Origin of the sequence: Xanthomonas nasturtii (genome assembly GCF_001660815.1) — a bacterium.
Lineage (GTDB): Bacteria > Pseudomonadota > Gammaproteobacteria > Xanthomonadales > Xanthomonadaceae > Xanthomonas > Xanthomonas nasturtii.
The window spans coordinates 24,512-38,202 of sequence record NZ_LYMI01000037.1 but is presented as its reverse complement, the minus strand read 5'-3'; the positions used below and the strand labels follow the sequence as shown (position 1 = coordinate 38,202).

Genomic DNA, 13,691 nt, shown 5'->3' with positions numbered 1-13,691 from the left:
GGCCAGATTCATCGGCAGCTGGCTGCGCAGCGCCGCAAAGCCGGAGTGCATTTCCGCTGCGGCAGCGCGCGCCTGCGCGCGTACCGCCAGTTCGGCCGGCCAGCCCCGGCCGTCCAGCCAACGCTCGTTGATGTACTCGCAGATCGCCAGCGAATCCCATACATGCAGGGCGTCGTCCCACAGCACCGGCACCTGGCGGGTCGGCGAATACCCGGCGATGCGGCTCTGGAATTCCGGCGTATTGAGCGGCAGTGCGACTTCCTCGAACGGCACCTGGAAGTGCCGCAACAGCAGCCAAGGCCGCAACGACCAGGAAGACAGGGTCTTGTCGCCGATCACCAGGCGGGGCAGTGGCATGGATGGGGCGCTCCAACGGGGTCGGCGCAGCGTACGCGTCGCGACCGATGCCCGCCAGCCGTGTCCGGCCGCGCGTGAGGAGTCTTGCCCTGCCGCAAGCAGCAAGCAGCGAGCAAGGCGGCGCTTGCTACAGGGCCGGCGCGAACGATGCCTGGGGTCGCGTGGCTGCAGCCACGCCCCACGCTTGCTGCGCACCGGCGGCGGGAAGTGCGTGCTGGTTGCCAGGCATGTGAACCACCTGCATGCCCGTCGGTTGCAGCGTGACAGCCCGGCCACGGCAGCGCCACGCATGACCGGCACCGCCTGCAGGGGAGCGAGCAGGCTGGCCAACCCCAGCCAAACTGCCGGCCAAAGGCCGCCCCGCTGCCCCGCCGCCTACCCCTAACCGGTGCCACCGCCTAAACTTGCGGTTTACCTATTGCTGATGCGCGCATGTCCGAGACCCTAGCCACCGACGCCACCGCCCCGGCGGAGAAGAAAGACTTCATCCGCCAGATCGTCCGCGAGGATCTGGCCAGCGGCAAGCACACGGTCATCCGCACCCGCTTCCCGCCCGAGCCCAACGGCTACCTGCACATCGGCCACGCCAAGGCGATCTGCCTGGACTTCGGGCTGGCGGCCGAGTTCGGCGGGCTGTGCAACCTGCGCCTGGACGACACCAACCCGGCCAAGGAAGACCCCGAGTTCGTGGTGGCCATCCAGGACGATGTGCGCTGGCTGGGCTACGAATGGGCGCAGTTGCGCCACGCCTCGGACTATTTCGAGGTGTATTACCTGGCCGCACAGAAGCTGATCCGCGACGGCCACGCCTTCGTCTGCGATCTCTCCGCAGAACAGGTGCGCGAGTACCGCGGCACGCTGACCGAGCCCGGCCGCAATTCGCCGTTCCGCGAGCGCAGCGTCGACGAAAACCTGGAGTTGTTCCAGCGCATGCGTGCCGGCGAATTTCCCGATGGCGCGCGCACGCTGCGTGCCAAGATCGACATGGCCAGCGGCAACATCAACCTGCGCGACCCGGCGCTGTACCGCATCAAGCATGTGGAGCATCAGAACACCGGCAACGCCTGGCCGATCTACCCGATGTACGACTTCGCGCATTCGCTGGGCGATGCGGTGGAAGGCATCACCCACTCGCTGTGCACGCTGGAATTCGAAGACCATCGCCCGTTGTACGACTGGTGCGTGGACAAGGTGGGCCTGGCCGGTCACCCGGAACTGCTGCAGCCGCTGCTGGACAAGGGCCTGCCGCGCGAAGCGGCCAAGCCGCGTCAGATCGAGTTTTCACGCCTCAACATCAACTACACGGTGATGAGCAAGCGCAAGCTCACCGCGCTGGTGGAAGAACAGCTGGTGGACGGTTGGGACGACCCGCGCATGTACACGCTGCAGGGCCTGCGCCGCCGCGGCTATACGCCGGCGGCGATGCGGTTGTTCGTGGACCGCGTGGGCATCAGCAAGCAGAACTCGCTGATCGATTTCTCGGTGCTGGAAGGGTGCCTGCGCGAGGATCTGGACGCAGCCGCAGCGCGCCGCATGGCCGTGATCGAGCCGCTCAGGCTGGTACTGACCAATCTGCCGGAAGGCCACACCGAGACGCTGCAGTTTTCCAATCACCCCAAGGACGAGAGCTTCGGCACGCGTGAAGTGCCGTTCGCACGCGAGCTGTGGATCGAGCGCGAGGATTTTGCCGAGGTTCCGCCCAAGGGCTGGAAGCGTCTGGTGCCGGGCGGCGAGATCCGCCTGCGCGGCGCGGGCATTGCGCGGGTGGATGAGGTGATCAAGAACGACGCGGGCGAGATCGTCGAACTGCGCGGCTGGCTGGACCCGGAGTCGCGCCCAGGCATGGAGGGCGCCAACCGCAAGGTCAAGGGCACCATCCATTGGGTCAGCGCCGTGCATGCGGTGGAAGCGGAAATCCGTCTGTACGACCGCCTGTTTTCGGTGGAAAAGCCCGACGACGAATCCGAAGGCAAGACCTACCGCGACTACCTCAACCCCGAGTCCAAGCGCAGCGTGCGCGGCTATGTGGAGCCGAGTGTGGCATTGGCAGCGCCCGAGCAGGCATTTCAGTTCGAGCGCACCGGCTACTTCGTTGCCGACCGCCGCGACCACAGCGCGGCCACACCGGTGTTCAATCGCAGCGTGACCCTACGCGACACCTGGGCCAAGTAACCGCGGCAAAACACAGCGACTCCCATGCAAAAGGGCGTCGCTGCGACTGAGGCCGGTGGTGAGCGGACTGCCTGGAAATGCAGCTGCCGCGCCTCGTGAAGTGCCTCCCCCGGCCTCGGCGCCAACGCAGAGCAACGACTCGCCACGCAGTTGATCCATCCGGCCAGCACGACAGCGCTGGTCGCACGTGCGCGGCGATGGGATCACCTGATCAGGCAAGCGCTGAACAACGCTTTCGTGCGCTGGCCATCGACAACCGATGCAACTTCGCATCTCGCGAAAGGGCTTGATTTCCCGCGCCGGACACCGCTGCGATCAAGCGAAATGCAAGGCTTGCTTGCAGCCCCGCAGGTGTTCAGAGGGTGCCTGCTCAACGCATCCAGCGACCCGCAGCGCCCGGCCTGCGGGTCACGCCAGTGCAGCGAGCTGCAACACGACTTGGCCGCGTTTCAAATTTCTGCAGCGCTCGCCTTGATCCACCGGCTGCCGCACGGCAGGCTGCGATGCATGCCCTGAGGAACAGCACGATGCGTGAACGCTTGATGGTGGGTATCGCCTGCGGGATCGGTGCGGGTGCGCTGTGGGGGCTGGTGTTTCTGGCGCCGCAATTGCTGGCCGCATTTACGCCGCTGCAATTGGCAGTGGCGCGCTACCTCTCGTATGGCGCGGTGGCGGCGTTGGTGCTGGCGCCACGCGCGCGGCAGACCGCTGCCCGGCTGGGTCGCGCCGAGTGGTGGGCGCTGGTGCGCCTGAGCCTGATGGGCAATCTGATTTATTACGTGCTGCTCGGCAGCGCCGTGCAGTGGGCGGGCAGTGCGGCCACCGCATTGATCATCGAGCTGTTGCCGGTCGTGGTCACCGTGATCGGCACGCGTACCGCAGGCGCGGTGCAATTGCGCCGTCTGGCGGCGCCCTGCGTGCTGTGCGTGATCGGCGTGGCCTTGGTGGCGCTGGACACCGTGCAGGACGACTCCGGCCAGCAGGCGAGCGACCGCCTCACCCGTATCGCCGGCCTGCTGTGCGCGGTGGGTGCGCTGGCGTCGTGGTCGGCCTATTCGATCGCCAATGCGCGCTGGCTGCGACGGCGCCCGGATCTGTCCGGCGGCGACTGGTCGCTGCTCACCGGCGTGGTCACCGGCGCCTTGGCGTTGTTGCTGGCGCCGGCAGCCCTGATCGGCAGCGCAGCGCATGCACCGCTCGACTGGGCCGGCTTCTGGGGCGTGTCGCTGTTGCTGGGCATCCTGGCCTCGGTGATCGGCAATGCGTTGTGGAATCGCGCCAGCCGTGTGCTGCCGCTGACCCTGGTCGGGCAGATGATCGTGTTCGAAACGGTGTTCGCGCTGTTGTACGGCTTCGCCTGGGAAATGCGCCTGCCCACTCCGTTGGAGCTGGCGGCGATCGCCTGCCTGCTGGTCGGCGTGCTGTGGTGCGCAGCACTGCATGCGGAAGCGAAATGACGCCGCCAGCTGATGCGCATGCGCCACTACCGTGCAGGCTGCGTCCCGCAGGAACACCGCCATGTGCCTTCCCCGCCGCCATTCACCGCCACGCCGGCGCGCACTGCGCAGCGCCGTGCTTTCGCTGTCCATCGGCCTGGTCGCCTGCTCGCAGCAACCCCCATTCCCATCCCAGACGGCAACGCCGGCCGAGGCGCTGTGTGCCATGGTTGCAGAGCCGCCCCTGGACGAGCCACCCACCGATCTTCGCGCCGACGGCATGCAGCAACTGAGCCTGGCCAGTCGCTGCGCCTCGGCGCTGCGCAGACATCGTTGAGGCAGCGGCGGCGTTGATCGCGCATCGCTGATGGTCAAGCGCTGAGCGCCAACAAGCGCCATGCGGGCACTGCGCCGCCACTGGCACCCACAGGCCTGCGTGCACGCTGCCTGCCGCTTGTCGGCACAGGTCCTTCCACCGTGCCCACGCTGCACGCGGCCTGGGCTTACCATGGCAGCTCATATGGCCTGATCGGAGCAGCCGCATGTCCCGTCTTCCCTCCTGGTGCCTGCGCAGCGTGGTGTTGCTGTCGTGTCTTGCCGCAATCGGCTGCGTGGCCGCACCACCGACCGATGTGGCCACCCCGCCACCGGCCAGCAGCGCGGCACCCTCCAAGCCGGTCACCGTCACCACCACCTGCCGCACCGATGCCGATTGCACGGTGAAGAACGTCGGCAACTGTTGCGGCGCGTTTCCTGCCTGCGTCAACGTCAACAGCGCCACCGACCCCAAAGGCGTGCTGGCGCAGTGCCAGGCCAGCGGCATGATGAGCGTGTGCGGCTTCCGCGAAATCAGCGCCTGCCAGTGCGTGGCCGGGCAATGCGCCGCAAAGGACGCGCAGGCCGATACACTGCGCCCCGCCACTCCCCCTACAGAAACGGTTCACTGATGCTTTACGCGCAAGTCCACCTCACGCTGCCCGACTGGATCCACGCGCATGTCGACGACAGCCGCGCCTATCCCCGCGATGAGGACAAGGTGGCGCTGGCGATCGAACTGTCGCGGATGAACGTGCAGGAACGCAGCGGCGGCCCGTTCGGGGCGGTCGTGTTCGGCCCGGATCACCGCATCATCGCCGCCGCAGTGAACCGCGTGGTGCCGCAGACCACCTCGCTGGCGCATGCCGAAAACATGGCCTACATGCTCGCGCAGCAGCGCCTGCAGACACCGCGCTTGAACGACGTGCTGTCGCCGGTGACGCTGGCCACCTCCGCGCAGCCGTGCTGCCAATGCTATGGCGCCACCGTGTGGGCCGGCATCGACCGCCTGCTGATCGGCGCGCGCGCCGAAGACGTGATGGCGCTGACGCAGTTCGACGAAGGCCCGCTGCCAGCCGACTGGGTGGGCGAACTGACACGCCGCGGCATCGAGGTGGTGCGCGATGTGCAGCGCGATCAGGCCTGTGCGGTGCTGCGCAACTATGGCGAGGGCGGCGGTGATCATTATTGATGTCGCGTGCACCGCCGGCGCGCTGCGGGTGCCGCGATGAGCGGCCTGCTGTGTTACTGCCGCCAGGGCTTCGAGCCTGAGCTGGCTGCAGAACTGAGCGCACGCGCCGCATTCATCGGCATCGCCGGCTACGCGCGCACCCAGCGCAACGATGGCTATGTGCTCTTCGTCTGCGACGAGGCCGCGCAACTTGCCGCCAAACTGCATTGGCGCGAATTGATCTTCGCGCGGCAGAAGCTGGTGGTGATTGCCGAACTGAAAGGTATCGACCCCAAGGACCGCATCACCCCGATGCTGGCCGCGTTGGAAGGACAGCAACGTTTCGGCGATCTGTGGGTGGAACACCCGGATTCGGACGCCGGCAAGCCACTGGCGGGCCTGGCGCGCAGCTTCGGCAACGCCTTGCGCCCTGCACTGCGCAAGGCCGGCCTGCTCACCGACAAGCCGCAACCGCGCCAACCGCGGCTGCACATCTGTTTTCTCGACGGCGACCACGCGCTACTGGCCATTGCCGACAGCGCCGACAGCGCGCCGTGGCCGTTGGGCATTCCACGCCTGAAATTGCTGCCCGAAGCGCCCTCGCGCTCTGCGCTCAAACTCGACGAAGCCCTGCTCACGCTGCTGACTCCCGAAGAACGCGAAACATTGGTCAAGCCCGGCATGCGCGCGGCCGATCTGGGCGCGGCACCCGGCGGCTGGACCTGGGTGCTGACGCGGCAGCACGTGCACGTCACCAGCGTCGACAACGGCCCGCTGCGCGAGCATGTGCTGGAGACCGGGCTGGTGGAGCATCTGCGTGCCGACGGCTTTCACTGGAAGCCTGCGCAACCGCTGGACTGGATGGTCTGCGACATGGTCGAGCAACCGCGCCGTGTGGCCGAACGCATGGCCACCTGGGTGCGCGAAGGCTGGTGCCGCAACACCATCTTCAACCTCAAACTGCCGATGAAAAAGCGCTGGGACGAAACCCGCCTGTGCCTGGACCTGTTCGAGCAGCAGGCAGAGAAATCATTGATCGTGCGCGCCAAGCAGCTGTATCACGATCGCGAAGAGATCACGGTGCTGGCGATGCGGGATTGAGGGCGGGAGTCGGGATTGGGGAATCGGGAATCGGGAATCGTAGAGCGGTTGGCTGGCGCGGGGTTGCTGCGGTGCTGATCGCTTCGATCATTCGATTAACAACCGGCGCAATCCGCCATAGTTGTTGACAGGCGCCCTAACGCGCCTTTCTGTGGCATTCCAACTGCGCAGTTGGCAGTCGAGGCCAACCGCGCCTTGCGACACTTGCCAAGTGCCAGACAACCAGTCCGCAGTGCATCTTGCCAACTACGCTGAGCAAGCCTGCTTGCTCAGCGCAGTTTCAGACCCCGCTCCGCCAATCGACGCAGCGGGCCGCCATCACAGCGCGATGCGCTTGCTGCCTTCTCGTGCCGAACGATAGATCGCGTCGACGATGCGGATGTCGCGCAGGCCTTCTTCTCCCGGCGCCCGTAGCGGCGTGCCGTTCATGATCGCCAGCGCGTCTTCGTCCATCTGCAACGCCTGCTGGTGCGGCACCTTGGCATCGAACACACGCCCGTCGCTCGCCTTGCCGGTCACGCCCTGATAGCTCTGGAATGGCGACAACTCGTACCAGCCGCGCTCGCATTCGGCGCGCAGCACATTCATGTTGGCGCCGAAGCTGGTCTTGCACGACGCACGCACGGAATTGGGGAATTCCAGCGTGAAATCCATATGTTCGTCCACTTCATCGAACAACTCGGGACGGTCGGTCCAGCGCTTGGCCGTCACCGCCAGCGGCTCGGCGCCCACCGTGTAACGCGCGGCATTGAGCGGATACACGCCCATGTCGTACATCGCACCGCCACCGAACTGGGAGCGCAAACGCCACGGGCGGTCCTCCTTGGCCGCATCGTGATAGCCGTTGTAACCGGCCTCGGCACGCACGCGCTGCATCGCACCGAACGGCTTCTCGCTGGCCATCGCAATCAGACGACGCGTATTGGGTTCGTGCTGCATGCGGTAGCCGATCGTCAGCGCCACCTTGTTGCGCTTGCAGGCCGCAATCATCGCCTCGCACTCGCCGGCATGCATCGCCATCGGCTTTTCGCACCACACGTGCTTGCCTGCGGCAGCGGCACGCACGGTCAGTGGCGCATGCAGATGCGTGGGCGTGACGATGTAGACCACATCGATTTCGTCGTTGTCGGCAATGCGATCGAAATTCTCGTAGGTGTAGACATTGCGATCGGCGATGCCGTACTTGGCCTGCCACTGCGGAATCTTTGCAGGCGTGCCGGTGACGATGCCAGCGAGCTTGCAATGCTTGGTCAGTGCCAGGCCGGGCGCGAGCTGTTCGCTGGCGTAACTGCCCAGGCCCGCCAACGCTACATTCAACGGTTTTCCCGGCTTTTTCTTCGGCACTGCCCAAGCCGGTGCCGCAAGCAGGATGCCTGCACCGCCGAAAGCAGCGAGCAAGCGGCGACGTGTGATCGATTCCACGGACATGCAAACCTCCTTCGCAAGATATGAGCGGCTAACACACCATTGCGCGCGACCGTCGGGTAGTTGCGACAACGCACGCAAACCGGAGTGTCAGTGAGTACATGCCGCATCGAGTCCAGGCGCGCCCGCGTCTCAGCAAAGCGAAGATGTGCTGGTGGCTCGTCGGCCAATGCTGCCCGCGCACCTTACTTGATCGTGCGTGATCGCCGCCATGGTCGCTGCGCACGTTCTGGCACACTGCCAACGGTCCCATCTGGAGCAAGCCGCATGATCGCTGTTGCCCGCCTGCGTTTCCTGCCGCTGGCAGCGTTGTTGTCCAGTTCGCTCGCAGGTGCTGACGGTGCGCTGTTCGTCGCGCGCGATCTGATCGGCGATGGCGCATTCACCCACAATGCCGAAGGGCCGGCCGCCGGGCCGGATGGCGCGCTGTACGCGGTGAATCTGGGCAAGGACGGCACCATCGCACGCATCGCGCTGCAAGCAGATGGCAGCGCAAAGGCCGAGGTATTCGTCACCCTGCCCGCGGGCAGTGCCGGCAATGGCATCCGCTTTCGCGACGGCAGCATGTTCGTTGCCGATCACACCGGCCACAAGCTCCTGCAAGTGAACATGCACACGCGCGCGGTGAGCACATTTGCGGCATTGCCCGATGCCGATGGCCCAACGATCTGGCACTGGCGCCCGATGGCAGCTTTTACGCCAGCGACCCCAACTGGAAGGACAACAGCGGGCGCTTGTGGCACATCAGCCGCACCGGGGTGGTGCGCCTGTTGGAAGCGGGCATGACCACGCCCATCGGCCTCGACGGCAAACGGGGCTACGTCAACGCAAGCATGTCGCGCAAGGTATGGGTCTACGACCGTACTGACGATGGCGGCCTGCGCAACAAGCGCCTGCTGATCAGCTTTGCCGACTTCGGCATGGACGGCATGCGCTGCGATGCCGACGGCAATGTGTACATCGCCCGCTCCGATGCCGGGCAGATTGCAGCGGTGTCGCCGCAGGGCAAGCTGCTGCGCACAGTCGCGTTGAAGGGCCGCAAGGCCAGCAACGTTGCATTCGGCGGCGCCGATCGCCGGCAGGTGTTTGTCACCTTGCAGGACCGCGGCGCAGTTGAAATATTCAGGTCCGATCGCCGCGGGCGCGAAACCGGGCTCTGAAACTGGCGTGTGCGTCGCATTGGTTCTCAGGCCGCGCAACAGCGCCCTGGCATCCTGCAGGTCACCTGTGGAGGACTCCCCCATGCAACCGATCGAATTGAAGGACGCGGCCGCCTTTGGCAACGAATTCCTGCGCCTGACCCTGTTGCAGGGGTTTCAGTCGCTGACCAAGCGTGACCTGGAACTGCTGATCTTCGTGCTGCTCGAACGCGATGGCGCCATCTCGCGCAACAGCTCCAATGCCATGGTCGCCCTGCACTTGCGGGTGACCTCTGCCAAGGTCAAGGCATTGCGGCGCGATGGCTATGCGCGTTGGCGCTCGCTGGTGCCCGAAGAAGGCGACGCCGCGATGCAGCGCATCGTCGCCAACGTGCTCACCGAAGACAATCTGCGCTCCGGCGCAAAGCACGTCAGCGAGCGCAGCCGCAAGGAAGGATTTCTGGCGGTGCGGATCGAACATCCCGACGATGCGCAGCAGTTCGAGCAGGCTATTCTGGATGTCGGTGCGCTGCCGGTGTACGAACGCAACCGCGAAGTGGTGGCGGTGCGCTTCGACACCCTGCTGAAAATCGCCGAACGTTGGGGCTATCTGCAACCGGATCCGCAGGCCACCGTGCGCGAATTGCAGAAGCTCACGCCCACCGCGGAAGAGGTTTCGGATCTGCTCAAGAAGGACATCGCGCAACTGCGGTGGGAAGACGTGCGCCGCGCGCTCAACAGCCTCGGCGCCAAAGCCGTTGCCAGCACTGCAGAAGGTGGCTTGAAGGGCCTGCTGAAGATCGTGTTTCCATTCATCCCCGGCTGAGTGGCAGCACACGGCGGGCACTGTGCGATGCAATGCGCAATGCCCGCCCTGCCCGCAACGACGCAACAACGCGATCAGGAATGTCTGCCCAGGTCAACCGCTCAAACGCGATATCCCCCCCGTCACCATCCACGCACTGCCGTCGCGCACGCCGCAAAGTCTCCGCCACGCTCTATGCTTGCCGGCTGTTCCGCATCAAGGGGATCTGATGACCACTCGCCGTATCGCCACACTCGTCCTGTCGCTGTCGATCTGCACTGCCACGCACGCACAGCAAGCGCCCACACCGGCAAGCAGCATGCCGCTGATCGACGCGCCCAGCGCCGTCCGCACCCAGCCGTTGTCCAGCGGCGAGGTCACCCATCAAACCCAGCTGGAGCGCCCACGCGGCGAATCCAGCGTGATCGTGCGTTCGATCCAGCCCAGCAGCGTGGTCGGCAGCTACCGCATCGACTTTCAGGCCATGGACACCGATGGCGATGGCCGCATCAGCCGCGCCGAAGCGCAGGCCAACCCCGCACTGGCCGACGAATTCGACGCGCTCGACGTCCGCCACGGCGGCTTTCTGACCCGTGAACAGCTCGCGGGCTGGCTGATTCAGTAATCTGCATGAATCGTTGAAACCGCATGGGCACGGCTGTCCTACGCAGCCGCGCACCGCGGTTCGCATCACGCCATCGCCCCCTCTTGCAGGGCCCGCTTCGGTCGGCTAGATTGTATTTAACGGATACAATTTGGATAGACCGATGAACGCTCGCCTGGCACTTGCCGCCGACCTTGGCTACCAACTGCAATTGGCCACCCTGGCCTCCAGCCACGCCGCGCGCCAGGAACTGGCCGAGCTGCACCTCACTCCGGCGCGCGTGACCGCGTTGATCCACATCCGCGACCAACCCGGTTGCGATCAGACCGAGCTGGGCAACCGCCTGCTGGTCAACCGCGCGGCCGGCATGAAGATCGCCAATGCGCTGGCCGATCAAGGCCTGATCGAACGCCTGGCCGGCCGCGACCGGCGCAGCAAGGGCCTGTATCTGACCGCCCTGGGCGAGCGCACGCTGCTGGTTGCACAAGGCTGCCTGGCGCGCGCGGTCGAACGCACCTGCACCGGCCTGCAGGCCAGCGAGCAACAGACGCTGCTGCGCCTGCTCTGCAAATTGAACGCCAGCGCCACACTGGAACGCGCCGCCGCGCCAGACACCGCGCTGGCCGAAGAGCTCTGATCCCGCACACACACCAGCACTCTCACCATTCGAAGGAGACGCCGCTTGAACGAGCATGACGTGGTATCGGTTCGCATCGAAAACCGCATTGCCTGGGTGAAGTTCGCACGCCCCGACAAGCGCAACGCGATGAGCCCGGCGCTCAACCGCCGCATGATGGATGTGCTGGACGAGCTGGAGTTCGACGACAACGTCGGCGTGCTGGTGCTCGGCGGCGAAGGCACCGCGTGGTCGGCCGGCATGGACCTGAAAGAGTATTTCCGCGAAACCGAAGCGCAGGGCCTGCGCGGCGTGCGTCGCTCGCAGCGCGAATCGTATGGCTGGTTCCGCCGCCTGCGCTGGTATCAAAAGCCGACCATCGCCATGGTCAATGGCTGGTGCTTCGGTGGTGGCTTCGGCCCGTTGTTTGCGTGCGATCTGGCGATTGCCGCCGACGAAGCGCAGTTCGGCCTGTCGGAAATCAACTGGGGCATCCTGCCCGGCGGCGGCGTCACCAAGGTCGCCGTGGAACTGCTGTCCATGCGCGATGCGATGTGGATGACGCTGACCGGCGAAATGGTGGATGGCAAGAAGGCCGCCGAATGGCGCCTGGTCAACGAAAGCGTGCCGCTGGAACGGCTGGAAGCACGCACGCGCGAAGTGGCCGAGCTGCTGCTGCGCAAGAACCCGGTCGCATTGAAATACGCCAAGGATGCGGTGCGCCGCGTCGGCACCATGACCTACGACGAAGCCGAAGATTATCTGGTGCGCATGCAGGAAGCAGCGAACTCGTTCGACAACAACGCGCGCAAGGAAGGCATCCGTCAATTCATCGACGAGAAGAGCTACAAGCCCGGCCTGGGCGAATACGACATCAAGAAAAACAGCGCCTAAGCAAGTCCTATGGCGCCTGAAGCGATGCGTGCAGCCACGCATCGCTGGCGCTGCCAGTGGTTTTCTGCACCGAGGAGGGAGTATGGAAGCCTTATCCGCAACGCTGCGCGGGATCGCCGCGCGTGGGCCGTTGGGCCTGTTCATCGACGGCCAGTGGCGCGCAAGCACCGGCGATCGGCATGCCGATGTGATCGCACCGCACACCGAAGAGCTGCTGCTGCGCTACACCGAACCCTCGCACGCAGATACCGAAGCGGCCATCTCCGCTGCGCGCAACGCGTTCGACAGCGGCCCCTGGCCGCAGCTCTCGCCGCCCGAACGCAGCGTGGTGCTCAAGCGGGTGGCCGAACACCTGCGAGCGCGCATGCCGGAACTGGCCGACGCGTGGACGGGGCAGGTCGGCGCCACCATCGGCTTCAGCACGCGCGCCTCGCAGCAGGCACCGGATCTGTTCGACTACTACGCCGACCTGATTGCCACGCATGCCTTCGTCGAACCGCGCGTGCGCCCTAACGGCGGCCGCGTGCATGTGGTGCAGGACCCGGTGGGTGTGGTCGCCGCAATCACGCCATGGAACGCGCCACTGGTCTTGCTGTGCTACAAGGTCGCCGCCGCGCTGGCAGCCGGCTGCACGGTGGTGGCCAAGCCCTCGCCGGAAACGCCGATCGACGCCTACATCCTGGCCGAATGCATCAGCGCCGCTGGAGTCCCCGATGGCGTCTTCAATCTGCTCCCCGCCGGCCGTGAGGTGGGCGAGCAACTGATCCGCCACCCGCACGTGGACAAGGTCAGCTTCACCGGCTCCACCCAGGCAGGGCGATCGATCGGCATTGCCTGCGCCGCACGGCTGGCGCGGGTTGGACTGGAGTTGGGCGGCAAATCGGCGGCCATCGTGCTTGAAGATGCCGACCTCGCCAAAGTGCTGCCCAGTCTGGTGCCCTACTCCATGCCGATCGCCGGGCAGGTGTGCTTTTCGTTGTCGCGCGTGCTGGTACCGGCGCAGCGCCGCGAGGAAATCCTGCAGGCGTATTGCGCCGCATTGAGCACGGTGAAACTGGGCGACCCATTCGCCGCCGATACCGGCATGGGACCGCTGGCGCTGAGCCGGCAACTTGAACGCGTGCAGTCGTATATCGCGCAAGGCAACGCCGAGGGCGCGCGCCTGGTCATGGGCGGCGGCCGCCCGGCGCACCTGCCGCGTGGGTTCTTCGTCGAGCCCACCGTGTTTGCAGAGGTCACGACGGACATGACCATTGCCCGCGAGGAAATCTTCGGCCCGGTGGTGAGCTTCATCGACTACCACGACGAGGCCGATCTCATCGCCAAGGCCAACGCCAGCGACTACGGTTTGCACGGCACGATCTACAGCGAAGACGCCGAACGTGCCTATCGCATCGCACGGCGCGTGCGCAGTGGCAGTCATGCGATCAACGGCATGTGGGTCGATATCAGCATGCCGTTCGGTGGCGTCAAGCAGTCGGGCATCGGCCGCGAAGGCGGTATCGAAGGCCTGCATGCCTTCCTCGAAACCAAGACCGTGTATCTGAGCTAGTGCGCGATCGAGCCACCGTGCGATCAGCTGCGTGGTGGCAGTTTCTGCATGTCAACGACCGGCTCGCTGCTTGCTCACCGTTACCTGCGCATCGTTTACCTGCA

General features: G+C 65.6%; 13 protein-coding genes and 1 pseudogene. 12 read left to right on the top strand and 2 right to left on the bottom strand.

All coding sequences use genetic code 11. The annotated features are described in order from the left end of the window. A partial coding sequence (locus A7D16_RS14285) for a glutathione S-transferase N-terminal domain-containing protein (protein WP_161945034.1) occupies positions 1–357 on the bottom strand: 357 nt, incomplete at its 3' end. A 432-nt stretch (positions 358–789) separates the two neighbouring features. Between A7D16_RS14285 and A7D16_RS14280 the strand changes: the two genes are divergently transcribed. From A7D16_RS14280 to rlmM, 6 genes are all read left to right on the top strand, one after another. Next, the gene (locus tag A7D16_RS14280) at positions 790–2,529 is read left to right on the top strand and encodes a glutamine--tRNA ligase/YqeY domain fusion protein (protein ID WP_064633807.1); all 1,740 of its coding nucleotides are present in this window, start codon (positions 790–792) and stop codon (positions 2,527–2,529) included. Positions 2,530–2,679: 150 nt separating this feature from the next. Then, a complete protein-coding gene (locus A7D16_RS24115; RefSeq protein ID WP_239687010.1) occupies positions 2,680–3,045 on the top strand; it encodes a hypothetical protein in 366 nt (121 codons plus the stop codon). 11 nt (positions 3,046–3,056) lie between these two features. Further along, entirely contained in the window at positions 3,057–3,986 is a 930-nt protein-coding gene (locus A7D16_RS14275) for a DMT family transporter (RefSeq protein WP_064633805.1), read from the top strand. Between the two features lie 521 nt (positions 3,987–4,507). Then, positions 4,508–4,912 (top strand): hypothetical protein, encoded by a 405-nt coding sequence (locus A7D16_RS14265; protein WP_064633801.1) that lies wholly within the window; start codon positions 4,508–4,510, stop codon positions 4,910–4,912. Next, positions 4,912–5,472 (top strand): nucleoside deaminase, encoded by a 561-nt coding sequence (locus A7D16_RS14260; RefSeq protein ID WP_064633800.1) that lies wholly within the window; start codon positions 4,912–4,914, stop codon positions 5,470–5,472. The genes A7D16_RS14265 and A7D16_RS14260 overlap by 1 nt, the downstream gene beginning before the upstream one ends. Before the next feature lie 36 nt (positions 5,473–5,508). Beyond that, positions 5,509–6,552 (top strand): 23S rRNA (cytidine(2498)-2'-O)-methyltransferase RlmM, encoded by a 1,044-nt coding sequence (rlmM, locus tag A7D16_RS14255; protein ID WP_064633798.1) that lies wholly within the window; start codon positions 5,509–5,511, stop codon positions 6,550–6,552. A 318-nt stretch (positions 6,553–6,870) separates the two neighbouring features. Here the strand turns inward: rlmM and A7D16_RS14250 are convergent, their stop codons facing one another. Beyond that, complete coding sequence (locus tag A7D16_RS14250; RefSeq protein ID WP_064633796.1) at positions 6,871–7,980, bottom strand: Gfo/Idh/MocA family protein; 1,110 nt, start codon at positions 7,978–7,980, stop codon at positions 6,871–6,873. Between the two features lie 264 nt (positions 7,981–8,244). Here A7D16_RS14250 and A7D16_RS14245 point away from each other — a divergent pair. The 6 genes and pseudogenes from A7D16_RS14245 to A7D16_RS14220 all read left to right on the top strand — a co-directional run bounded on the left by A7D16_RS14245 (position 8,245) and on the right by A7D16_RS14220 (position 13,587). Next, positions 8,245–9,137: pseudogene (locus tag A7D16_RS14245) on the top strand (SMP-30/gluconolactonase/LRE family protein). An 82-nt stretch (positions 9,138–9,219) separates the two neighbouring features. Next, positions 9,220–9,942, top strand: coding sequence for a hypothetical protein (locus A7D16_RS14240; protein WP_064633795.1), 723 nt, complete (start codon positions 9,220–9,222; stop codon positions 9,940–9,942). Positions 9,943–10,150: 208 nt separating this feature from the next. Continuing rightward, on the top strand, positions 10,151–10,546 hold the full coding sequence (locus A7D16_RS14235; RefSeq protein ID WP_064633793.1) for an EF-hand domain-containing protein: 396 nt from the start codon (positions 10,151–10,153) through the stop codon (positions 10,544–10,546). 142 nt (positions 10,547–10,688) lie between these two features. Beyond that, positions 10,689–11,162, top strand: coding sequence for a MarR family winged helix-turn-helix transcriptional regulator (locus A7D16_RS14230; protein ID WP_064633791.1), 474 nt, complete (start codon positions 10,689–10,691; stop codon positions 11,160–11,162). 45 nt (positions 11,163–11,207) lie between these two features. Next, positions 11,208–12,035 (top strand): p-hydroxycinnamoyl CoA hydratase/lyase, encoded by an 828-nt coding sequence (locus A7D16_RS14225; protein ID WP_064633788.1) that lies wholly within the window; start codon positions 11,208–11,210, stop codon positions 12,033–12,035. Positions 12,036–12,117: 82 nt separating this feature from the next. Further along, the gene (locus tag A7D16_RS14220; RefSeq protein WP_064633786.1) at positions 12,118–13,587 is read left to right on the top strand and encodes an aldehyde dehydrogenase; all 1,470 of its coding nucleotides are present in this window, start codon (positions 12,118–12,120) and stop codon (positions 13,585–13,587) included. Positions 13,588–13,691 lie beyond the last annotated feature (104 nt).